General features: G+C 69.9%; 23 protein-coding genes. 6 read left to right on the forward strand and 17 right to left on the reverse strand.

Annotated features, from left to right (window positions below; translation table 11 throughout):
* Positions 1-523: 523 nt before the first annotated feature.
* The 17 genes from RM844_RS16980 to RM844_RS17060 form a co-directional block, all read right to left on the reverse strand.
* Positions 524-871, reverse strand: a complete 348-nt coding sequence (locus RM844_RS16980) for a hypothetical protein (RefSeq protein WP_311668059.1) — start codon at positions 869-871, stop codon at positions 524-526.
* Positions 868-1509: a phage tail tube protein gene (locus tag RM844_RS16985; protein ID WP_311668060.1), complete on the reverse strand. Its 642-nt coding sequence runs from the start codon at positions 1507-1509 to the stop codon at positions 868-870. Before RM844_RS16985 ends, RM844_RS16980 begins: the two co-directional genes overlap by 4 nt.
* Before the next feature lie 70 nt (positions 1510-1579).
* Positions 1580-1996, reverse strand: coding sequence for a hypothetical protein (locus RM844_RS16990; RefSeq protein ID WP_311668061.1), 417 nt, complete (start codon positions 1994-1996; stop codon positions 1580-1582).
* Positions 1993-2277, reverse strand: coding sequence for a DUF5403 family protein (locus tag RM844_RS16995; protein WP_311668062.1), 285 nt, complete (start codon positions 2275-2277; stop codon positions 1993-1995). The genes RM844_RS16990 and RM844_RS16995 overlap by 4 nt, the downstream gene beginning before the upstream one ends.
* A gap of 62 nt (positions 2278-2339) precedes the next feature.
* Positions 2340-2663 (reverse strand): hypothetical protein, encoded by a 324-nt coding sequence (locus RM844_RS17000; protein ID WP_311668063.1) that lies wholly within the window; start codon positions 2661-2663, stop codon positions 2340-2342.
* Complete coding sequence (locus tag RM844_RS17005; RefSeq protein ID WP_311668064.1) at positions 2660-3034, reverse strand: hypothetical protein; 375 nt, start codon at positions 3032-3034, stop codon at positions 2660-2662. The genes RM844_RS17000 and RM844_RS17005 overlap by 4 nt, the downstream gene beginning before the upstream one ends.
* Positions 3035-3046: 12 nt before the next feature.
* Positions 3047-4015 carry a P22 phage major capsid protein family protein gene (locus RM844_RS17010; RefSeq protein WP_311668065.1) on the reverse strand — a complete coding sequence of 323 codons (969 nt, stop codon included), beginning with the start codon at positions 4013-4015 and terminating at the stop codon, positions 3047-3049.
* Positions 4016-4106: 91 nt separating this feature from the next.
* Positions 4107-4640 carry a hypothetical protein gene (locus RM844_RS17015; RefSeq protein WP_311668066.1) on the reverse strand — a complete coding sequence of 178 codons (534 nt, stop codon included), beginning with the start codon at positions 4638-4640 and terminating at the stop codon, positions 4107-4109.
* Positions 4641-4719: 79 nt separating this feature from the next.
* Complete coding sequence (locus RM844_RS17020; protein ID WP_311668068.1) at positions 4720-5694, reverse strand: VG15 protein; 975 nt, start codon at positions 5692-5694, stop codon at positions 4720-4722.
* Positions 5681-7099, reverse strand: coding sequence for a phage portal protein (locus tag RM844_RS17025; protein WP_311668069.1), 1419 nt, complete (start codon positions 7097-7099; stop codon positions 5681-5683). The genes RM844_RS17020 and RM844_RS17025 overlap by 14 nt, the downstream gene beginning before the upstream one ends.
* Positions 7100-7157: 58 nt before the next feature.
* Positions 7158-8351, reverse strand: coding sequence for a terminase (locus tag RM844_RS17030; protein ID WP_311668070.1), 1194 nt, complete (start codon positions 8349-8351; stop codon positions 7158-7160).
* Between the two features lie 525 nt (positions 8352-8876).
* A complete protein-coding gene (locus RM844_RS17035) occupies positions 8877-9311 on the reverse strand; it encodes a phage terminase small subunit (RefSeq protein WP_311668071.1) in 435 nt (144 codons plus the stop codon).
* A gap of 719 nt (positions 9312-10030) precedes the next feature.
* Complete coding sequence (locus RM844_RS17040) at positions 10031-10504, reverse strand: XF1762 family protein (RefSeq protein ID WP_311668072.1); 474 nt, start codon at positions 10502-10504, stop codon at positions 10031-10033.
* 285 nt (positions 10505-10789) lie between these two features.
* Positions 10790-11566: an alpha/beta fold hydrolase gene (locus tag RM844_RS17045; protein WP_311668073.1), complete on the reverse strand. Its 777-nt coding sequence runs from the start codon at positions 11564-11566 to the stop codon at positions 10790-10792.
* A 35-nt stretch (positions 11567-11601) separates the two neighbouring features.
* Positions 11602-11949: an HNH endonuclease signature motif containing protein gene (locus RM844_RS17050; protein ID WP_311668074.1), complete on the reverse strand. Its 348-nt coding sequence runs from the start codon at positions 11947-11949 to the stop codon at positions 11602-11604.
* 81 nt (positions 11950-12030) lie between these two features.
* Entirely contained in the window at positions 12031-12258 is a 228-nt protein-coding gene (locus RM844_RS17055) for an Acb2/Tad1 domain-containing protein (RefSeq protein WP_311668075.1), read from the reverse strand.
* A gap of 399 nt (positions 12259-12657) precedes the next feature.
* Positions 12658-14391 carry a recombinase family protein gene (locus RM844_RS17060; protein WP_311668076.1) on the reverse strand — a complete coding sequence of 578 codons (1734 nt, stop codon included), beginning with the start codon at positions 14389-14391 and terminating at the stop codon, positions 12658-12660.
* A gap of 31 nt (positions 14392-14422) precedes the next feature.
* Between RM844_RS17060 and RM844_RS17065 the strand changes: the two genes are divergently transcribed.
* The 6 genes from RM844_RS17065 to RM844_RS17090 all read left to right on the forward strand — a co-directional run bounded on the left by RM844_RS17065 (position 14423) and on the right by RM844_RS17090 (position 21890).
* On the forward strand, positions 14423-15235 hold the full coding sequence (locus RM844_RS17065) for an aldo/keto reductase (protein ID WP_311668077.1): 813 nt from the start codon (positions 14423-14425) through the stop codon (positions 15233-15235).
* Positions 15236-16092: 857 nt separating this feature from the next.
* Positions 16093-18990, forward strand: coding sequence for a Na+/H+ antiporter subunit A (locus tag RM844_RS17070; protein WP_311668078.1), 2898 nt, complete (start codon positions 16093-16095; stop codon positions 18988-18990).
* Positions 18987-19412 (forward strand): Na(+)/H(+) antiporter subunit C, encoded by a 426-nt coding sequence (locus RM844_RS17075; RefSeq protein WP_311668079.1) that lies wholly within the window; start codon positions 18987-18989, stop codon positions 19410-19412. Before RM844_RS17070 ends, RM844_RS17075 begins: the two co-directional genes overlap by 4 nt.
* Entirely contained in the window at positions 19412-20908 is a 1497-nt protein-coding gene (locus RM844_RS17080; protein WP_394814535.1) for a Na+/H+ antiporter subunit D, read from the forward strand. The genes RM844_RS17075 and RM844_RS17080 overlap by 1 nt, the downstream gene beginning before the upstream one ends.
* Positions 20905-21627 carry a Na+/H+ antiporter subunit E gene (locus tag RM844_RS17085; RefSeq protein ID WP_311668081.1) on the forward strand — a complete coding sequence of 241 codons (723 nt, stop codon included), beginning with the start codon at positions 20905-20907 and terminating at the stop codon, positions 21625-21627. Before RM844_RS17080 ends, RM844_RS17085 begins: the two co-directional genes overlap by 4 nt.
* Positions 21624-21890 (forward strand): monovalent cation/H+ antiporter complex subunit F, encoded by a 267-nt coding sequence (locus tag RM844_RS17090; protein ID WP_311668082.1) that lies wholly within the window; start codon positions 21624-21626, stop codon positions 21888-21890. The genes RM844_RS17085 and RM844_RS17090 overlap by 4 nt, the downstream gene beginning before the upstream one ends.
* Positions 21891-21901: the final 11 nt, after the last annotated feature.

The following is a 21901-nucleotide window of genomic DNA, read 5'->3' on the forward strand; positions in this document are numbered from 1 at the left end:
GTGTCGAGAGTCGCCCGGATCTGGATTCTTGCCCGGGATTCGATGCGGTCTAGAAACCGTTGGAGAGACCGCGCGAAATTCGCCGTGTTCGGCAGAACACGAATTGAGAGCCGCCCGACTTCCCGCCCCCCAGGGCCGGGCATAGCTCACCCCCTTATATACTTGTCCGGCACCGGTTGCGCGAGCGGGTGATTCGCGAGATCCAGCGTCGGGCGACGGTCCCTGAATTGCGGGGTCCGCACAGGTCGGGGTTCGCTCTTGAGTTTTCCTCCGTTGACGCGAATGTTGTTCGCGTCGGCATAGCGCACCGCATTAAGGAGGTGCGCGAGAAGGTATGTCTGGAGCGTCCATCCCCGGTGTTCCGGCCCACCCGCAAGGGCCGCTGTCAATTCGGACCCGTCCGGAAGATGCTCGGCCAGTGTCCAGACACGGCGTGGCGTGAGTTTCCCCCGCCAGATATCCGCGAGATCCAGTCCGTAGACCCGCTGGAGATCGGCTCTCAGAGCCCCGCCGTGTCCGTCTGTTAGGAGCTGGCCGAGTCCAGCACTTCCGGGGCCTGGGTCGCCTCCTGCCACGCGGTGACCACCCGCATGAACATCCCCAGCGGCCAGTCACGCATCTCGGTGGTCATGGCCTTGGTGTCGTCGGCGACCGTAAGGAGAAGGTCCCGAAGCTGCGGGCCCATCTTCTCTAGGTCGGCGCCGTCCTCGAATGCGGAAAGGATGACCTGGGCCGCCTTCAGCCCCTCGGGCGGGAGCATGAGCAGGTTCCGTAGCTGCACGGTCTGACCGGCCCGCGTCGTCAGCGGAAGCGACTCGTATTCGTTCTGCGCCTCGGCCATCAGGTCAGCGCACGACAAGGCGTCGGTCACAGCGAATCAGCCTCCCTTTCCGCAGCGGCGCCGAAGCCAAAGGCACCGCCCTCGTAATTCCGCTGCCGGGCAGCGTTCTGGTTTCGCAGCGGGAGAACCTGAGCCCACTCACCGACGGCACCGCCGATCAGTCGCGAACTGAGGAACGTCCCGGTGATCGGGAAAATGACAAAGTCGTCGGTCGCCATGGAAATGGCGTCGGAGCCCAGCAGCGAAGTACGCGGGTGCCACAGCGGAATGAACTTCCGTCCGTCCACGAGCACCACGAGCAGCGCCTTAATCTGGGGCACCGGAGTGGCAGGAATCCGAATGGACCCGTCCGGCTGCACGTAAGTTTCGTCGGCCCCGAAGTAGAGGCGGTACACGTCGGCAGTCGCCTGGAGCGCCTGGAACGTCACGGAGTATGTGATGTCCGGCGTGGTCTGGCGGAGCTTGGAGTTCTGCCAAGACCCCATCGTTTCCGGGTCGTCGCCGTCCCTGCCGAATTCCGGCAGATCCTCGCGCGAGGTGTGGCCGATGTTCGTCCACGCCCGCCCGGGATTCAGCGGATCGGTAACACGTGGCTTGGGCGTGTCCTCGTCCGCGAAATAGATGTAGCCCCCTCCGGCGACTATCGGGGCGTTGTCGTCCAGCGACACGAAAATGCCTCCATGTGGGCATGAGAAAGCCGCCCGGAGGCGGCCAGAAGAGAAAGGAGAAAGGGCGCCGTCAGTGCGGGCGCGCGGTCACGCGGAACGTAGCCAGGAAGCGGAAGAGGTCCGGCCCCGCGGCCGGTTCCTCGTCGCGGACTTCGAACGGTCCGCCCTGGTCTTCACCGTGGCTGAGGTACCCGCCCTCCCCGGCGAACTGGGCGCGGCAGGCGCCGAGCAGCACCACGCGCGCCGACCGGGCCAGGGCGGACGCCTCACGCCGGGTCGCTGCGGCGCACTGCATGTCGATCACTGCGGCATCGAGGCCGATCGGATCAACAGCCGCGCCCCCGACCCTGCGGACCACGACCAGCGGAAGCAGCTTCGGCCAGTTGTCGGGCCACACCACCCGCACCGCGACACCGCGCGGAAGCCCGGCGCGCAGCGCCGCTGTCACCAGGGCATCAACGTCGGGGAGAACGGGCGGGGTCGTCACGTGAGACCCGCCTCAATGGCGTGGATTCCCTCCACCCATACGCCGTTCACCGTGTGGTGCCCGTAGTTGATGGAGATGATCGCGGGGTCCGCGATGCTGACCGTGGAGTCAGGGTTACTGACTTCCACGTCCAGCGAGCGGGACAGCGCGCCGGTTGCCACGTGTGCGGCCACCACCGCGCGGACCCGGGCGGCCCGGCGCTCCAGCTCCTCCCGGACTTCGGCCCTGACCTCGGGCAAGTGCGCCACGATGCTGTCAAGGCGCGGATCTACACTCGCCACTTTTTCACCCCCCGGTTGGTCTGGCGAGGCGGGTCACCTACACACGTGCGTAGGTGACCCGTTCACGAACGCTTACGGATCGTGGCCGCGTCGAACGCGATGCGACGCGACCCGCCGAAGTGCTCCACCTCCCCCACCACCGACCACACTTCGCCGCGCCACTCCACCCGCGACCAGGGGCCAGCGGGCAGGGAACGCGCGTACACGCGGTAGGTGGTGGGGGAGAGGTAGCCCGCTTCCCCGGCCTCGTCCGTGTCGGCCGGCATGACGCGGGCCTGGACGCGGACGGGTTCCCCCGGGCCGGGTTGCGTTCCGCCGTACCCGTCATCGCTGGGCACAGTCGGGTAGATGGTGACCAGCTCGGGCCCCTGGTCCAGCAGGCTCACAGCGTGCCCCCGTGGCGTTCGATGGGCACGGAGTAGAGCCCGCCCGTTCCCGCCTCGGCGCGCAGTAGCCGAATCTCGGCGTCCGTCAGCGCCACCCCCGTGGGCGCCGTTGCCGGGAGCTGGTAGGAGTAGCCGCCCTGGCCCTCCGCCCGGTATCCCTCCGGGTTCCTGACCCGCCTCTCTGCGGCGGCCAGCGTGATGGAGACCGCCACGGCCGGGGCGGTGGCCGGGTTCGGCCACGGCGCCCCGTACGCGCGGACCAGGGCGGAGGCGTCGGCCAGGGCTGCCGCGGCCATGACCCGCTCGGGGTCGGTGAGCCGGTAGCCCAGGCGGGCGGTCAACTGCTCCAGATCGGCGAGCGGTTGCACCATCTCCGCGCCCGGCTACTTCGAGCTGCGCCGGCTGGTCGCCGGGGCCGGGGCGGGCGGGTCGGCCAGTTCGAGCTTCACCGCGCGGACCAACTCCATCGGCGGGTCATCGTCGTTCGGGTCGCCCATGGGATCGGTCACGACGTTGAACCCGGCGAAGGCAGAGACGACGGAGCGATCCCGCAGCCGGTCGCTGTCGTAGTCCTGAATCCAGCGCATCGCGAACCCGTGGTAGGAATCGCGCGAACCGGCCTTCGCCCCATCGGGCACGACCGGGGCCCGGGTCGCCACCGCGTAGGCGGACTGCACGAACGCGAACGCGTGGCCGGGGTCGATGGCCTCGGACTGCACGACCGTGAACCCGGCGATCCGCCCAACCGTCGCCTCCTGGAGCGCGGAGACGGCGGCTTCCTCACCAGCCGAAGCGGCCTTGCTGAACCGCTCGGACAGGAGAATGCGCTCTTCCACATCGCTGCCGACGAGCAACCACCTGCCGCCCCTCGGGACCTTGGCGCGGTTCAGCGCCTTGCGCGCGGCGACAACGGACACGTAGGGGTCGTCTCCGTTGAAGGGCAGCGTGGTGCGGTAGGGCGCGTTCTCGATCAGCGCGGCGATGTTGTCGTCAATGGCCTCCGCCACGGCCCGGGTCTGCGGCTGAAGAATCTGAGACCCGAAATTCGAGATATCGAGCGTCAGTTCCTCATCCGTGACGGCCACTGCCGAGTAGATGTCCTTGGACAGGCGGATATCAACCCGGTGTTCCTTCACCTCGTCCATGACGATGGACTCGGACCTGTTGTTGCGCCACTCGTATTCCCTGGCCTTGAGCCTGGCCGGGACACGGATGGTCACGGTGTCGTTCTTCGCCCCGCTGAAATCCCATTCCCCGTCGGTCCAGACGAGGTTAGCCAGGATAAGGTCACGCTCCAGCAGTCCCAGGGCCGTGGCCGTAATGACCTCCGGCTTGAGAATCCTGTTAGCCATTCAGTGTTTCCCCCCCAAGTAGGCATAGAAAAGCCCCCTAGAAATGGGGGCGTCGAGAAGGTGCGGGCCGATTCCCGCCGTGGGAGAGCGCTTAGCGCCGCCCGCGCGGAACCATCCGAGCCAGGGCGGCCGGGTCGCTGGGCGACTCCTCCGCGCTCGGGTCCAGACCGCCCCGGCCCACGGGAACGGTGCGCGCGTTGAACGCCTCGGCGAGCGCCTGGGCGTCCTTCTCGCGCTCCTCCTCCGTCTCCCCGGTGATCCGGGAGGCCAGGAAGTCAGGAAGCTGGTAGGTCCGGGCCAGCCGCTCCCGGTGGAGTTCGGTCTCCAGCTCCGCCACCCGGGCGGACGCCGCCTCGAACTCCTCCGGCGACTTGGCCGCCGCCAGCGTCTCCCGCAGTTCCTTGGCGGCCACGCGGTACCGGGCCGCCTCCTTGCGGACGCTCGTCAGTTCGGCGCGCGCCCAGTCGGGAAGCGCGTCCTCGTCGCGCCCGTCGCCGGTCGTCTGCGGGTCGGTGTCCTCGATCTGCGGCGACCCGCTGTCGTTCGTCCCCTCGTCGGCCTGCGTGCTGCCCGTGCCCTCCGGCTCCGGGCCCTCGTCCGGCTGCGTAGTCGTCTGGTTGTCCATACCTGCTGTCTCCTGGGCGTAGGACTTGAAGAACCCGCCGCGGCGGGCATCGGGAGCACCTACGCACGTGCGTAGGTGGTCAGCTCGAACGCCTCTGGGCGTCGATGTGGCGTCGCCACTCCCGGCGTGCGTCAGCGCCAGCGAGACCCCGCGTGACCTCCGCCCACTCCTGGGCGTACTGCCGGGCCTGCGGAGTCAGGAAGTCGGCGCGGGAGTAGACCGGTACGGCCTGGCAGTGGCACCCGTTGTGGTACTGCTCCAGCTCCGCGAGTGCGTCAGGGTCCCGGGGAATCTCCGTCGCCCGGCCTCGTCCCTCGAAGAACGCGCCCGCCTCCGAGCGGTACACGGCGCCCCTGCTGGCCAACATCGCGCAGAACGCGCACGGCGACCCGTCCGTGACCCGAGCCCAGCCGATCACGCGTCGGTCCGCCCGGGACGCGTCGCGGATCAGCTCACGACCGCCGCGCAGTGCCTCGCGGTCCGCTGCGCCCGCCGCGTTCACCCCGGCGTCGCGCATCACCTCGTCCAGCTCGTTCAGGAAGTCGGCCGAGTCCAGCCGCCCGCGCTCGGTGAGGTTCGACGCCTGGTCGATGGCCTCACGTACACGGGCGGGTCCGGTCACGGCCAGCGCGGTACGGGCCGCAGCATCCTGCGCGGCCTCGTCCGGCTCCGGCCAGTCGAAGTCATCGACCGGAACCAGTTCCTCGTCACTGGACTGGGGAGCGCGAGGGGTTCCCGCGAACTGGGCCCAGTCGTCGCGCAGTTCCCCGAGCGTCACCGGTCCGTCCGCCGTACCGGACACCGGAGGGAGCGTGGCGCCGGTCTCCACCGCGCGGTAGAGCCGATAGAAGGAGGCGGCGGCCTCTCGCGAGCGGACACGCTCCCGACCGAGCAGCGCCAGGACGAACGCCAGCCACGCCCGGCCGGAGGTCACCAAGGAGGTGGGCGAGACCCGCGACCACTCCGCCAGGGCACGCGCCGCGACGGTCGCGCCCGTGCGGGCCTGCGTCCGCCAGTACGCGTCGAACAGGCGGACCGACTCACGCTGTGGCATCGCCGGCCGTCCCCTCCGCGGCGGGAGCGGTCGCCCGCGTCAGCGAGTCCGCGAGCCTGAGCGCGGGGTCGTCGTCCTCGGCCATCTGCGCCCACTCCTCCACGTCCGTGGACGTGACACCCGGAATCCGGGGCCACAAGGCGCGCGGCGGGACCTGGAGCAACTGGACGGCCTTCCCCAACGCGTCAACCGTCTGGCTGAGGCTGCGGGACTCGGCGTCCTTCCACAGGACTTGAGCGCGCTCATCCTCCGCCACCCGGGCGACGCGAGCGCACAGCCGGAGAACCAGCTCCCACGACTCCCCGAACAGGTGCTTGTACTCGTCCACCGCCCGCGTGAGCGCGGCCTCTGCGGCGGCCAACGCCTCAGCCGAGAGGTTGACGACCGACCCCAGTAGGTAATGCGGCGGAGTCTGGCTCACTGCGGCGAGCGTGCGCACCCCGGATTCAATGGCCTCAAGGAACCCGGCGAGCGGGGTTTCGTCCAGTTGCGCAAACTTGGTGTCCGGGTCCGGGGCGACCAGGAACCGGGAAGCGTCGGCCTGAACCGGAATCACCTTGGGCTTACCGGTGTTCGGGTCGTAGACGACTTCACCGGTCTTGGGGTCCCTCTCGAACTCCGGCGCCAAACCGGCAATCGTCCGGACCTTGAAACTTCCGAACGTCTGCGCAACGAGCAAATCAAACGTGGTCTGATTGATCCGGTCCTGAATCGGAATCATGGGCTCAACGACGCCAGTGACCCGGCCCTCAAGGTCGATGTCCGCAGCGAAGCGAACCACGGGCGTGACGCCCAGACCGTGAGCCGTGTAACCGGTGATCCGGGCCCCGCCCCGTCCGCCTATCGCCAGCTCGGTGACGCCCTGCGGGTCATAGAACCACGCGCGCACCTCACCCTTGCCAGGCTGCGGAAGCTTCTCCAACTGGAGTGCCCACAGGGGCGTTTCGTCCGCTGCGGGGTCGTCGTAGGCCGCGTACATCAACCGGGGCGACACACCCCGGATGGCCGGCCGCGTGGGATCGCGCGGCGACGGCAGCACCACCACGAACGCCAAGCCGAACCCGAGCGCAGCCCGGTGGATCGCCGTTTGCCTCGCATCCATCCTGTTGGCCTGCCACGCCTGCCATTCGACGGACGAGGCGGCCCCCTGAACTCCCGAGTCCTGACGCCGGTACCCCTCAACCGCGAGCGCCTGCGCCGGAGTTTTCACCAGCAGCGGCAACCAATTCGAGATGGCGCGCTTGGCCAAGAGCTTGTATTCGGCGGTCGCGGATTTCGGCGTATACGGGCCGTCATGCTCGCCCCGCACATAGCGGTCTATCGTGTCGAGTCGTTCGCGGTCCTTCCGCAGGCGGCTGACCCCCTGATCTGCCGCCGTCAACGGGGTGACGCTCTCGACAGCCATTGAACCCCCCTCCGGATAACCCGGAAAGCCGACCACCTACACACGTGCGTAGGTGGGGCTAGAAGAAATAGACAGTGCCCTTACGCTCCGGGGCATGACGCCTTCCGGATTCGAGAAGCCGACGCCGGGCCAGATCCGCGAGAAGAAGCGCGGCGTAAGCATCGACTTTCCGCGCAGACTCGCGGGATTCCTTCCCGAAGGAAAGCCCGAATCGGTTCGGTCGCCTGCGCGCATTCAGCACGTGACGACGCAGGGTCTTGCCCAGCGGGGAACCGTCCCCGACGTGACGGAGCTGGCCGTTCTCGATCGCGGACACAAGCCGTTCGTTGGCGGCGGTCAACTCCTGGAGCCCGCCGCGCATATCCCGCCCAACGGCGGAATGCGGAGCGCCTTTCACAAGGAGTTCGTCCCGGAAATCCTCGCTCCACGCATCGACGTAGCTTTCCCACAGAGCGGTGTCCGCGAAGAACGCGGAGACCCGGTAACGCGCCATCGCGGAACGAACCGCGTCGTCAACGGCCTGCCGGTCAACCTCCCACCCGTCACCGGCCGGCCCGTCCGGGCGCTCCCAGATTCCGAGCGGCTGGGCCAGGCGGTCACGCACCCGCACGGCCACGAGGGCGGTAGCGTCATCGCGCCGTCCGCCGTCAAAGCCCAGCGTGATTTCATCGCCGCGAACCAGCTCCTCGTCAACGGCCCGCGCGTCCCAGTCCTCCGGCGCAATCAACTGATCCTCTGCTGTGACCAACTGATTCAAGAACATGCGCTGCGACTGTGAACGCGGCATATGGCCGCTGTAGATCGTGGAAATGATCCAGTCCACGTCAAGCCAAATCGCGTCGCCCCGGGCCGCGATGATTCCCGCGCGGAGCTGGTCCGGGTCGCTCAAGTCGATGGGCGGCGCTTCCACGGAATCGTAATAGACCCCGCTGTCACGGGACTTGCCTTCAGAGATTTTCGACCACGCCTGCCAGGACCGTTCGGCTACCGAATCCTCGCCCGGCAAAGGCGCGTTGGTAATCTCGACGGTCCGCGCACCGCCACCCCTGGATTTACCGACGTTGCCCGCAATGGTCATCGCCATGTCATGGCCCTGGTTCGCGGCAATCCAGTGATGCGTTTCGTTCATGATGACGAAAGTGGCGCGGCCACCCTCCAGCGAACGCGGGGAAGACGTGACCGCCTCGATAACGCCGCCGCGGGCCGAGTAGATGATCTCCTTGCCGAGATCAACCCCGTACGTCTCCAGCAATTCTGGGGAACACATGGGCCCGAAAAGGCGCATGGTGTTACGGGTCTGGTCCCGGGAGACGGCAGTTACCTGAACCCATGGCGCTTGATGCGGTATCGCGATAGGAGTCCCGTCAGGCCGCCAACCTCCGAACCGGCACGGTCCTACGAACTCCACCAGAGCAAGACTCGCCAGGAATGGGTCCTTGCCCGGGTTGACCCCAGCCCTTCAGGCGCCGAATCGTCCCCTGTCTGCGAACGAACGCGCCCTTCTCGTCTATCTCGTACCAGCGCAACACGATGCGGACTTGCTCCGGCGTGTACCGCCAGGGCTTACCGGCGTCCGGTCCATCCGGCTGCAACAGGAAGCGAGAAGTCCATTCGAGAACTTCCCAACCGAGAGTCCGAGTTGGCGACGGTACTTCGTCGGGCCAGGTACGAACGGGTTCAAGAGTTTGGGCTGTCATGGGCTCACCCCCTTTCCGAGCACCACGAAGCACCTACACACGTGCGTAGGTGCCTCACCCCGAATACAGAACGGCCGACTTCACGCCTCGGGCGAACCGGCGGCCTTCCGGTAGGAATTCATCAGCGCCATACGCTCCGCCTCCTGGGCGTCGTCGGCGCTGTTGTTGCGCTCCAGCTCGACCCGCGCACGACGGCGGGCGCCCTCCGAAGTCAGAAGGTCGGTCATCCCCGACAGCACCGTCTGAAGGAGCTGCGCGGAGAATCGGCCGGCCGCGAGGTTCCGACTCATGGCCTCGGCGATATAGACCGCCATGGCCCAGTCGCTCGCCTCGTAGAACTGCGACTGCCCCGACTCGCGCAGCGAGGCGTACCAGCGCGCGGCGATCGGGTGCCAGCTCTCGTCAGCGGGCGGGATGTCCGGCGCCGCACCGCCCGGGGCCTTCACCACCTCGGGGCCGTCGCTGGCGTTGCGCCTGCGGCGCTGATCGGAACGCTTCGGAACAGGTCCGGGCACGGCGGCACCTCCTGGCAGGGACATGTCTTGTTGACTCCGTGATCAGCAACAGGCCATGCCTCATAACAACTTGGCATGTGATCAGGCCATTTGGCCCCGTGTGGTTGGTCTGCTAGTCTCTGGCCGAACGGACACCAGCTTTGTGGAAGGGCGCGACGGGCCCGACACAGAAGCATCCGTTGTGGCGAAAGCCGAAAGCTTCGAGATTCGTACTCCGCATGACAGAGGCCGATTACGGCCCGGTGCGGGCCGTCGAGGGCGTTTCTCGGTTACGACCAAACTTACGTGGTCGGGCCGAGCAGCCCTTTTCGCTTAGCCCGACTGTTCCGATCAGGAAGGTTCGTCGGGTACATGGAGACCATCGGGTGGGCTGCAACAATCGTGGGGGGGCTTAGTGCCGCCGCGTGGGTTGTGAAGCGCGTGATTGATGAGGTTTCGTCTATCTGTCAAGAGGCAAAAGGGGCTGTGCGGTCGATCCGGGGACTCCGAGATGAGATCCGTGGTGGAGCAGACAAGGAGACCGCCCTCGAACAAACCAGTGAGCGGACGAGGTAGGCGAAACCCGCCGTGGCGGGGGCGTGTCACTGTCAGCGCCCCCGCCGGTTCCGTTCAAACACGGCCTTGGAACCCGTACAAATTCTGGGCTGCTATACGCTTGCGGTCCGGAAGCCATGATCATCGGGGTCACCCCCCAGGGTCCCCGACACGAAGCGTGACAGTCAGTCCGTGTCGCCCGGCCACTCCGGGTTGAGCCGCTTCCCCCAACGCTGCTTATCGACCACCGGGTGAGAGTCGTTGCGCTTGCGGGTCTTGTTGTTCCACGGGGTTGCCTTGGTGATCCCTTCCAGCTTCCAGCCGGACGCCTTCAGTGAGGTGCCCGGTTCGCTGTTCAGGATGTAGGTCTGGATGCGTTCGAACCCCATGGCCTGAGCGGCACGGGCCGCAGCGCCGTACAGCATTGAGCACGCGTTCGGCGTGCCATCGGTCACCAGCCGACTCACCTCGGCGACCTTGTACTGAGGGGTGAGGCGCGCAACGGGCTTGTTCACGATCACAGCGCCGTGCATGACGCCGTTCTCGTCGTAGAGCCCGATCGAGAACCGATGCGTCACGACGGGTTTGTGATGTCTGTGCAGCTCCGCAACGAGCTGGTTCGCCTGCTTCAACGTCAGCGGGCGGAGATGTAGCTTCACCGAACCTCCCCCGGGTGCGGCTTGTCCGGCCGACGACGGGACGGGCGCTGCTTCGCTCGGTTCGCGGCCTGCCCCTCGCGCGCGCTCTTCCGCGCGTGGTGCCAGCCACAGAGCGACTGCAAGTTCGTCAGCTCGTGGTCGTCCCCCGGAACGATGTGATCCACGTCCGTAGCGGGCTCCGTGCACCTCTCGCTGTCTGCCAGCAGTGCCACGCACCGGAACCCGTCCCGACGAAGGGCCGCCGTTCTACGGGTCGGCCAGTCGTCGGGAAGGCGTTGCCTGCGGTTACTCGTCGCCCAGGCCACGGGCGCCCTTCTCACTCTGGCGAATAGCGGTCTTGATGACGCGCGCCACGAACGCCGGGTGGGAAGTCGGCACGTCGTGCGAGGCACGCACTCGGGAGACCTCCGCGCGGGCCCGCTCGGCCTGGTGCTGCTGCGCCTGGGTCGGAACTGCGTTGTCCCGGGTCGCCACGATGGCGAACTTCGGGATCTCGGCCGGAGCGCCGGCAGTCGTCTGCTCAGTGAGCGCCGCTGTGTCGATGGGACGCTGACCAGCCGCAGTCACAGCGACGGCACGGGACGACCGGTCGTCGGCAAGCAGCTGCTTGTAGGACTCGGGCTTGGCGTACATGTCGCTACCGCCGGCGTGGTCCACCGTGTACGTGGTCTCCGGCCCGAGGAGCGAGCCCGGGAACTCAGCGTTCAGGGCGTTGACGGTCTCCCCGGCATCGGGGATGAACGCCGCGACGTACACCAGCGCCCGGACCTTCTCCGCATTCCTCGCTGCCAGCTCGGTGACAAGTACGCCACCGTAGGAGTGGCCGGCCAACACCACAGGCCCGTCAAGGGCCTTGATGGCGCTGTCCAGGTACGCCACATCCGCAGCGACGCCCCGCAGCGGAACCGGCGGGGCCACGACGCGATACCCGCAGCGCTGCAACCGACCGGTGACACCGGACCATGCGCCCGCATCCTCGAACGCGCCGTGGACCAGAACAATCGTCGGCTTCGGTTCCTGCGACTTCTTGCAGCGACCAGTCAGCCACTCGAACAACTTCATAGATGCTCCCCCATAGGTCTTTCGTTGCCGGGGACCTAAGGAGCCCCCGTGATGCCGCTTCGGGCGGTCTTCTCCCGATGGCACGACAAGCAAAGGATTTGCAGGTTCGAGGCGACATCGCGCCCGCCATCCGACAGCGGACACACGTGGTCAACCTCCACGGCCGAGGCAGGAAAGCGCCGGCCGCACCATGCGCACGGCACGTATCCCGCCTCGCGGACCAGATGGCGAAGTGCCGCCGCGGCGTCGAAGAACCGGGCAGTGACAGCCCGACGTTCACGGCGCTGACGCACCCCCGTGCGCCGCTCGTAGGCGGCAAAGTGCACCGCGCACCGCCCCCGATGGGTCGCCAACTCCTGACACTCCAGACAGCGCCGCAGCACCCCGCCCCCTCTCGGAATGGTTCAGCGCAGAGGAAAGGGGCACCTACGCACGTGTGTAGGTGCCCCTTTGCCGCAACCGGTTCAGTGTCGGTCGTGGTCGTGCCGTGCGATGGCGATGTGGGCCCAGATGTGGGCCTCTTCCAGTCGCGCGAAGGTGACCACCGTCTCTCGGGAGAAGGGCAGCACCTCGTTCAGCTCGTGCGCGAGTCGCTTGAACTCGGTGCAGATCCGGCGGTGCCGCTGCATGTCCTTGTCCCGGTCGCCCGGCGACGGGTAGGTGAAACGGGTCTCGATCTCGTCAGACTCCACGCCATGCCCCATCATTTGGTCCGGGTAGGAAGTAGAGGGGCAGGGTTCTCAGTCCGCCGTTTCTCGCGTTCGAGGGGTGCGCGGTATCCCCTGCCCTCACCTATGGGGGAGCGCAACGGGTTCCCGGAGGAGCCGGAGGTTCGGCGCCCGGGGGGTGACGGATGACGGTTCCGGCCGAGGAACGAGGTTGAGCGCACAAGCGGGGGGCGCTCGTTCTCGCAGGGGCGATTAGAACTCTTTGTCATTTCGTCACCCGTCACCACTATGTGACACTGGGCAACTCTCTCGCCACGCTGTGTGGGTCGTTGGCGGGTTCGGCTCCGCTTGCTCGGGTCGCTGCTGTCACGGGGACCCCCCGGCGGCGATGTGCGGCAGATCACGGTTACCCAAGCGACGGGTTCAAGCGGACGCGGACTCGGCGTTGTCCAAGGTGACCGCCCGCAGTTCCTCTAGCACGTCGTCCAGGTCCCCGCCGGTCAGGGTGAAGCGCAGACGTGATTCGTCCACGGACTTCCAACCGGCAGCGCGACCGGGGCTCACGTCCAGTCGGGCACCCGCAGAGATCAAGATGCGCTGCTTCCCCTGTGTGTCGCGCGACGCCCACAGGTCCGCGTATGTCTGACCCGTGTCGGTGACCTCTCGGCGCGCCTCCACCTTCGGCGTGGCCTCCAACTCCGCCAGGCGCGAGTCAAGCGCGTCCGCGTGACGCTGCCACGCCGCAGCGGCGGCCTTGGACTTCTGGCGGCCTTCCTGCTTCTGATGCTCCTCGAACTCCGCCAGCGTCGCGGCGATCTCCGGCGCCGGGTCGTACCCGGGGATCTCGCGAACCTCCCTCACCGGGATGTCCCCGACCACGCTCAGAAACTCCCGCTCAACGAACGATTCCGCCCAGTCGGCGCGGACACCCGCAGGGGCCGGGCACGTGATGCCCCGCTGAAGGGAGGAGCACCGATAGATCGGGGTCCGATCCTTTCGGGGGTTCACGTACATGCGGCTACCGCACTCGGAGCAGTGAGCCACGCGGAGCAGCACGGACTTTGAGTCCTTCCGCTCCCTGGGCGCCTTGGCCCTCCGCTCGAACACAGCGCACACCACGTCGTATTCGGCGCGGTCCATGATCGGGGAGTTGGTAGCGAGCACCGGACGCCCCTCCGCGTCGCGCACGGGCTTGCCCTTGTGGACTTTCCATCCGAGCATCGCCGGGGACGTGAGAAGGCGACGGATGGTGAACGCAGACCACTTGAACCGCTTGTGCGTCTCAGACTTCTGCCCCAGGGGGGCGCCCGCCTTCCCGCCCGTCTCGCGCCCCTGCTTGATAGCCCAGTGGTCGCGCGGGCTGGGAATACCCTTCTCGTTCAGCTCAACGGCGATGAGGCTCGCGGCCTTACCCTTACCGTCCTTGCCCCCGGTCATGAGTTCCCGAATGATCCACTCAATGACCTTCACCGCGTCGGGGTCGGGAATGAGCGTCCAGCCCCCGCCTTCCAGCTTGACGGGCATGTAGCCGTACGGAGGGCGAGAACCGCGCCAGCGCAGCGGCATTGTCCGCATTGCTGCTTGCGCCCCGATGACCCTCTCTTTGATGGACATTGCTTCGACCTGAGCGGCGAATGCGAACATCATCATCATGAATTCGCTTACCGGGTCCATCGGGTTCCGGAAGTCGAACGTCATCGTGCCGCCGCCGCCGATGCCCTCCGCGAACACGATCATTTTCTTGTGCTCGCGGGCCCACCGGGCTAGGTCATGCATATCGACCATCGACCGGATAGCGCGGTCAAAGCGCCAGAAGACCAGCGCGTCATACTCATCCGGCCGACGTAGCCACGCCCCGAGTTCGGGGCGTTCAAAGGGGGAAGTCTTGGAAGCGCTGACGCCGAGGTCTATCGCCTCGCGGAGCGCGTCCCCCTCCCCGAACGAGATGCCCTTCTCGCGGGCCGCTCGGTCGTCCGCTTCCCTCTGGCGTTCCGGGCTGGTCGTCTCGTCGGTCAGGACCGACAGTCGGATGCCCCGCAGCCCTCGGAGCATCGGTGCGGACGTGTCATCCGTTCCGGGCTGTGCGGTTACTGTCTCCATGCTCGGGGTGGAGCGCAGGGGGTGCTCAGGCTCGGTGAGCAGCGCGGTTGCAGCCATGACGCGGATACCTCCCGGGGGGTAATCACGCGTGTCTGGAACCGCCAACGTCTACTCCGACGGCACCAGCGAGGAGATCGTCGGCCGGGCGCTGGCCGACTACGCGCGGCGGGACGAGGTGGTCATCGCGACCAAGGTCTACGGCCGGGCCCGGCCGGGGCCGAACGGCGGTGGCCTGTCCCGCAAGGCGATCCTCAGCGAGATCGACCACAGCCTGCGCCGGCTGGGCACGGACTACGTCGATCTCTACCAGATCCACCGGTTCGATCCGGACACCCCGATCGAGGAGACCCTGGAGGCGCTGCACGACGTGGTGAAGGCCGGCAAGGCCCGCTACCTCGGTGCCTCCTCGATGTGGGCCTGGCAGTTCGCCAAGGCCCTCTTCCTCGCCGAGCGGCACGGCTGGACGCGGTTCGTGTCGATGCAGAACCACTACAACCTGATCTACCGGGAGGAGGAGCGGGAGATGCTCCCGCTCTGTGCCGACCAGGGCGTCGGGGTGATCCCGTGGAGCCCGCTGGCGCGTGGCCGGCTGACCCGGGCGTGGGACGAGGCCACGGCCCGGTCCGCGACCGACGAGTTCGGTGCCACGCTCTACCGGCCGGGTGACCGGGAGGTCGTCGAGCGGGTGCTGGCGGTGGCGGCCGAGCGGGCCGTGGCCCCGGCCCAGGTGGCCCTGGCCTGGCTGCTGGCCGACCCCCGGGTGACGGCCCCGGTCGTGGGCGCGACCTCCCCGCGCCACATCGAGGACGCGGTGGCGGCCGTCGATCTGGCGCTGACGCCCGACGAGGTGGCCAGGCTCGGCGAGTCCTACGAGCCGCACGCCGTCTCGGGCTTCAAGTAGGCCAGGCGGCGGATCCGTTGGCGGTGGCGTGGCGGGGGCGCCGCCACCGGGCGGCGCCGCCCTGAACGCCGGCTGGCCGGGCGCTCCGGGCGGCGCCGGGCGCGCGCCCCGGCCCGGCGCTCCGGGCGGCGGGGGAGCGGGCCACGACGTCACCTCGGGTGGGCGCCGGGCGGTGGCGGTGCCCCGCCGGCCGCCCAGCCGCCCGCAAACCACCGGCGCCCGCCCGGCCGCCCCCGCCCGGCCGCGTCCCTCACATCGGCGGCGGGGGCGGCGGCGCCGGCTGTGGGTCGGGGTGCGGTTTCGGGCGGTCGGGGCCGGGGGGCGCCGGGGGTTCGGGGTCGGGGGGCGGCGTCGGCCAGGGGCCCGGCTGCGGGCCGGGCCGGGGGCCGCCGGGGCCCGGCTTGGGGTAGGGCGGCGGCGTCGGCCTGGGCGGGATCGGGTCGGGCTCCGGGCCCGGCGGCGGAATCGGCTCCGGCTCCGGCCCGGGAGCCGGCTTGGGGGTGCTCATCGTGGCCCCTCCTCGGCGTCTCGGCGCGTCCGGCCACGCGCGCGGCGCGGCGCGGGCGAGCGGCGGCGGGCCCTTCGGGTGCCCGCCTGAAAGCGGGGCGAAACCGCGGAACCGCCAGCGAAACACGGGGGCGACGCCGGGGCATGGGACCGGTGTGATCGGGCAGCAGCCGGGATGGAAACCCGTCGGAACGGACGGCCCACGCGGTCGCCGGGCCCGGCGCGCGGGGCCGCGGGCGGTCCCCGCCGGGGCGCCGCGACACGCGACCGGGGGGCGCCGTGCGCGGCGGAACGGGCTCGGCCCGGGATGATCGAAACCGCGCCATACCGCCACTAAGCGGATGAAAAGCATGGCGCCGATCGCGCGAGACGGAGGTGGGCTGACCGTGCTGTCGCTCTTCGTCCTGCATGTCCTGGTGGCGTCCGTCCTGCCCTGGCTCGCCGCCCGGTCGCCCCGCGGCGTCTGGTACCTGGCGGCGCTGGTGCCGCTGGCCGCCGTCGGGTGGGCGGCCTGGCACACCGGGGCCGTGCTCGACGGCCGGCCGCGGACCGAGACGCTCTCCTGGGCGCCGGCCCTGAATTTGGTGGTCGAGCTGCGGCTGGACCCGCTCTCGCTGCTGATGGTCTACGTGGTCAGCGGCGTCGGCGCCCTGGTGCTGCTCTACTGCGCGCACTACCTGCCCGGCCGCGGCCGGGAGGCGGGGCTGCTGCTGCTCTTCGCCGGGGTGATGTTCGGGCTGGTCACCGCCGACCAGCTGATCGCCCTCTACATCTTCTGGGAGCTGACCTCCGTCATCTCCTTCCTGCTGATCGCCGGCCGGGGCGAGGGCTCCGACCACCGGCGGGCCGCCGAGCAGGCGCTGCTCACCACGGCCGCCGGCGGGTTGGCGATGCTCTTCGGCTTCATCCTGCTGGGCGCCGAGGCCGGCACCTACCGGATCTCGGAGCTGCTGGCCGATCCGCCGAGCGGTGGCCTGAGCTGGCTGGCGGTGCTGCTGATCCTGGTCGGCGCGTTCGCCAAGTCGGCGCAGATCCCGTTCTCCGCCTGGCTGCCGGCCGCCATGGTGGCGCCCACGCCGGTGTCGGCCTATCTGCACGCGGCGGCGATGGTCAAGGCCGGGGTCTACCTGGTGGCGCGGCTGGCGCCGGCCCTTGAGGGGGTGGCGCCCTGGCGGCCGCTGGTGTTGACCTTCGGGCTGGTGACCATGGTGGTCGCGGCCTGGCGGGCGCTGCGCCAGCACGACCTCAAGCTGCTGATCGCCTATGGCACGGTCAGTGAACTCGGCATGCTGATCGCCCTGTTGGGCGCCGGCACCCGGACCTCGGCGCTGGCCGGCGAGGAGATGCTGCTGGCGCACGCGGCGTTCAAGTCGGCGCTGTTCCTGACCGTGGGGGTGGTGGAGAAGACCACCGGCACCCGGGACCTGACCCGGCTCTCCGGGCTGGGCCGCCGGCTGCCGCTGCTGGCGGTGGCGGCCACCGTCTCGGCCGCCTCGATGGCGGGGCTGCCCCCGTTGATCGGGTACCTCGGCAAGGAGGCCGCCTACGAGGGGTTCTGGCACGCGCCGTTCCCCGGCGGCGGCTGGGCGGTGGTCGGCCTGGCGCTCGGCTCGCTGCTGACGGTGGCCTACTCGGCGCGGTTCCTGTGGGGCGCGTTCGCCCGCAAGCCGGGGGTGCCGGCCGCCGAGCCGGCCGCGCCGGCGCCCGGGCTGCTGCTGCCGATCGTGCTGCTGTCGGCCGCCGCGCCGGTGCTGGGCCTGTGGTACACGGGCACCGCCGAGCTGGTGCTGCCGTACGCGGGCAGCGCCGGGCTGCTCGTCGAGCACGGCCCGGCGTACACGGTCAAGCTCTGGCACGGGGTCACCCCGCCACTGCTGGTGTCGGCCAGCATGATCGTGCTGGGCCTGGTGCTGCACCAGGTCAGGCGCCCGGTGGAGCGGGTGCGGGCCCGGCTGCCGCGGCTGCCGGACAGTCAGCGCGGCTACGACCAGACGGTGCGCGGCGTGGACCGGGCCGCGATGTGGCTGACCCGGCACACCCAGGTCGGCTCGCTGCCGTTCTACCTGTCGGTGCTGCTGGTCACGTTCGTGGTGGTGCCGGTCGGCACCCTGCTGGCCCACCCGATGGACTGGCCCCGGGTGGTCGGCTGGGACTCGGCGGTGCAACTGCCGCTCTCCCTGGTGACCCTGGTGGCGCTGGGCGCGCTGGTGGTGGCCCGGCACCGGCTGACGGCGGTGCTCCTGGTGGGGGCGGTCGGCTACGCGGTGGCCGGCCTGTTCCTGGTGCGGGGCGCGCCCGATCTGGCGTTGACCCAGTTCCTGGTGGAGACGCTGACCGTCGTGGTGGTGGTGCTGGTGCTGCGCCGGCTGCCGTCCAACTTCACGCCGGAGCGGCCGTCGGCGCGCAGCCGGGTGCTGCGGGCGGTGATCGCGGTGGCCGCCGGCGCCTCGGTGGCGTACTACGCGATCTCCGCGACGGCGGTGCGGCAGTCCCTCGACCTGTCGGACACAATCATCGAGCGGGCCCCGGAGACCGGCGCGGTCAACGCGGTGAACGCGCTGCTGGTGGACTTCCGCGCGCTGGACACGCTGGGCGAGATCAGCGTGTTGCTGGTGACGGTGATCGGCTCCGGGGCACTGCTCGGCTACCGGTCGGCGCGCCGCCAGTGGCCGACCGGGCCGGCCGAGGGCAGCCGGGCCGCCCGCGCATTCCGCGGCGTGCACTGGGACGTGCCGCGCGAGCCCTGGCTGCCGGAGGCCGAGGAACTGCCCAGCCGGGACCGGTCGTTGCTGCTCGAAGTGGTGGTCAGGGCGCTGTTCCCGGCCGTGCTGGTGCTCTCCGTCTACCTGCTCTTCGCCGGCCACTACCGGCCGGGCGGCGGGTTCGCCGGCGGGCTGGTCGCCGGGCAGGCGTTCACCCTGCGCTACCTGGTGGGGCGCCGGGCGGAGGCGGCGTTCCCGCTGCGGATCACCCCCCGCGCGGTGGCCGGCGGCGGGCTGGCGCTGGCCGCGCTGGTGGCCCTGGCGCCGCTGGCGTTCGGCCAGCCGCCGCTGTCCAGCACCACGGTGGAGCTGGCGGTGCCGCTGCTCGGGGACGTCAAGATCGTCACCAACCTCTTCTTCGACCTGGGCGTCTACCTGCTGGTGCTGGGCGTCTGCCTGAAGCTGCTGTTCGCCCTCGCGCAGGCCAGGAACGCCGGCGACACCCTGGTGCCGTACCACGAGCGGACCCGGAGGGTGCCCCGATGACCACCCTGGACCTGGTGATGGCGGTGACCATCGGCGCGCTCTTCGCCGCCGGTTTCTACCTGCTGCTGGACCGTTCGCTGATGCGCGTCCTGCTGGGCGTGATCGTGCTCGGCCACGCCGCCAACCTGCTGCTGCTGACCGGCGGCCCGTCCGGGGTGCCGCCGGTGGTGCCGAGCGCCGGCGAGGGGGAGCGGTACGCGGACCCGCTGCCGCAGGCGATGGCGCTGACCGCGATCGTGATCACCTTCGCGATCACCACGCTGCTGCTGGCCCTGGTGCACCGGGCCTGGCAGCTCGACGGACACGACGAGGTGCGGGACGACGTGGAGGACCGCCGGATCGGGACCGTGCAGGACCGGGAGGAGAGCGGCCCGCCGCTGCCCACCGACCGGGACCACGAGCCGGGCGGGGGGCCACGGTGATCGGCTGGCTGGTCGTCGCGCCCATACTGCTTCCGGTGCTGGCCGCCGGGGTGTCGTTCACGCTCTCCGGCAGCCGGGTCGCCCAGCAGCTGGTCGGCGTGGTGGTGCTGACCCTGGTGCTGGCCGACTCGGTGCTGCTGCTGGTGCTGGCGGAACGGGACGGGCCGCAGGCGGCGACCATGGGCGGCTGGCCGGCGCCGCTGGGCATCACGCTGCTGGCCGACCGGCTGTCCGCGCTGCTGCTGACGGTCTCGGTCGCGGTGTCGCTGGCGGTGCTGGTCTTCTCCATCGGGCAGGGCTTCGCCGACTCGGGGCGCTCGTCGCCGGTCGCCTTCCACCCGGCCTACCTGCTGCTGACCGGCGGGATCTGCCTGGCCTACCTGGCGGGCGACCTGTTCAACCTGTTCGTCGCCTTCGAGATGATGCTCACCTCGTCGTACGTGCTGATCACGCTGGGCGCCGGCTCGGACCGGATCCGGGCCGGGATGACGTACACCATCACCAGTCTGGCGTCCTCGCTGCTCTTCCTCACCACCATCGGGCTGTGCTACTCGGCGGTCGGCACGGTCAACCTGGCCGATCTCAGCGTCCGGATGGAGGGCGTGCCCAGCGGCACGGTGGCGCTGCTGAGCGTGCTGCTGCTGCTGGTCTTCGGCATCAAGGCGGCGGCCGTGCCGCTGCACTTCTGGCTGCCGGACAGCTATCCGACGGCGCCGGCGCCGATCACCGCGCTGTTCGCGGCGCTGCTGACCAAGGTCGGCGTCTACGCCATGGTCCGCACCCAGACGCTGCTGTTCCCCCGGGACGAGACCTGGACGCTGCTGGCGGTGGCGGCGGTGATCACCCTGCTGGTCGGGGTGTTGGGGGCGATCGCCCAGGACGACATCAACCGTCTGCTGTCCTTCGTGCTGGTCAGCCACATCGGGTTCATGCTCTTCGGGCTGGCGCTGTTCGACGTGCCGGGGCTGACCGGCACCGTGCTGTACACCGTGCACCACATCGCGGCCCAGGCCGGGCTCTTCCTGGTCGCGGGGATCGTGGTGCGGCTGGCCGGGACGGCCTCACTGAGCCGGCTGGCGAAGGCGGCGCCGCCGCCCCCGCTGGTCGCCGGGCTCTTCCTGGTGCCCGCGCTGAGCCTCGCCGGCATCCCGCCGACCTCGGGTTTCGTCGCCAAGTTCGTGCTGCTTGAGGCCGGCGCCGGGCAGGGCGGCCCGGTGCCGGCGTTGGTCGCGGCGGCGCTGGTGACCAGCCTGCTGACGCTGTACGCGATGGCCAGGCTGTGGCGGGCGGTCTTCTCCGCCGGCCCCGACCGGCCGCCGCCTGGCCGCTACCCAGGCAACGTGCTGATCCTCGGCGCCGCCGCCGGGATCGTGCTGACCGGTCTCGGGATCGCGGCCGGCGCCGGGGAGTTGGGCCGGATCAGTGAGCGCGCCGCGCACGACCTGCTGGAGCGCGACGACTACCGGGAGGCCGTGCTGGGAGAGGAGGCCGGGTGACGAGCGGAGGCGGGGCGACGGGCCGGGCCGGGGCGGCCGGGCGGGTGCTCGCGGTGCTGCGGCACCGCGGGCCGGCGCTGCTGTGGCTGTGGGCGCTGTGGCTGCTGCTGTGGGGCGGGGTGCGGCCGGTCCCGCTGGTCGGCGGGGCGCTGGTGGCGCTGTGTGTGCTGGCGCTCTTCGGGCTGCCGGCGGTGCGCCGCCCGCCGCTGCGCCGGCCGCTGCGGCTGCTGGGGCTGCTCGGCCACCTGCTGGTCGAGCTGGTCACCTCGTCGGTGGTGGTGGCCTGGCAGGCGCTGGCCAAGGGGCCGCGGGTGCCGACCGGGATCGTGGCGGTGCCGCTGCGCACCGACAGCGAACTGCTGATGGCGGCCAGCTCGCTGCTCTCCCTGATGGTGCCGGGCTCGCTGGTGCTGGAGATGGACCGGGAGCGCGGGTTGCTGTACATCCACGCGCTGCCGCTGCGCACCCCGGCGGACGCCGACCGCCGCCGCGCCGAGGTGGCGGCGGTGGAGCGGCGGCTCTCGCTGGCCTTCCCCGGCACGGAACGGGAGCGGCCGGCCACCGTCCCGCCCCGGGCGGCGGGCCCGGCCGGGGCGGCCGGGGCGGCGGACGACGGGACGGACGCCGGCCGTGGGCGCGGCGCGGGCCCTGTCCCTGACGCGGGCCCTGACACGAACGCGGACGCGGACCCGGGAACGGAAGGAGGTGGCGACGGATGACCACCGTGGCCAACATCGGGCTGGTGCTGGTCGGCGTCGCCGCGCTGCTGGTGGCGATACGGCTGGCCGCCGGGCCGGCCGCGCTGGACCGGGTGGTGGCGCTGGACGCGCTGGTCACCCTGATCGTGGTCGGCGCGGTGCTGGGCACCCTGGCCCGTTCGGACACCACCACCGGCTATGTGCTGGTGGTGCTCTCCCTGTTGGGCTTCGTCGGGTCGATCGCCTCGGCCCGGCTGATCGAGCGCCGCGAGGACATGCGGTGAGCCACGGAGGT

The sequence above is a fragment of the Streptomyces chisholmiae genome (assembly GCF_031845445.1).
Classification (GTDB): domain Bacteria; phylum Actinomycetota; class Actinomycetes; order Streptomycetales; family Streptomycetaceae; genus Streptomyces; species Streptomyces chisholmiae.

Coding starts and splice junctions, on each gene's coding strand:
- RM844_RS17005 (WP_311668064.1), bottom strand. CDS start 3,034: ATGGTGCAACCGCTCGCCGATCTGGAGCAGTTGACCGCCCGCCTGGGC.
- RM844_RS17010 (WP_311668065.1), bottom strand. CDS start 4,015: ATGGCTAACAGGATTCTCAAGCCGGAGGTCATTACGGCCACGGCCCTG.
- RM844_RS17015 (WP_311668066.1), bottom strand. CDS start 4,640: ATGGACAACCAGACGACTACGCAGCCGGACGAGGGCCCGGAGCCGGAG.
- RM844_RS17020 (WP_311668068.1), bottom strand. CDS start 5,694: ATGCCACAGCGTGAGTCGGTCCGCCTGTTCGACGCGTACTGGCGGACG.
- RM844_RS17025 (WP_311668069.1), bottom strand. CDS start 7,099: ATGGCTGTCGAGAGCGTCACCCCGTTGACGGCGGCAGATCAGGGGGTC.
- RM844_RS17045 (WP_311668073.1), bottom strand. CDS start 11,566: ATGAAGTTGTTCGAGTGGCTGACTGGTCGCTGCAAGAAGTCGCAGGAA.
- RM844_RS17060 (WP_311668076.1), bottom strand. CDS start 14,391: ATGGCTGCAACCGCGCTGCTCACCGAGCCTGAGCACCCCCTGCGCTCC.
- RM844_RS17070 (WP_311668078.1), top strand. CDS start 16,093: ATGGCGCCGATCGCGCGAGACGGAGGTGGGCTGACCGTGCTGTCGCTC.
- RM844_RS17075 (WP_311668079.1), top strand. CDS start 18,987: ATGACCACCCTGGACCTGGTGATGGCGGTGACCATCGGCGCGCTCTTC.
- RM844_RS17090 (WP_311668082.1), top strand. CDS start 21,624: ATGACCACCGTGGCCAACATCGGGCTGGTGCTGGTCGGCGTCGCCGCG.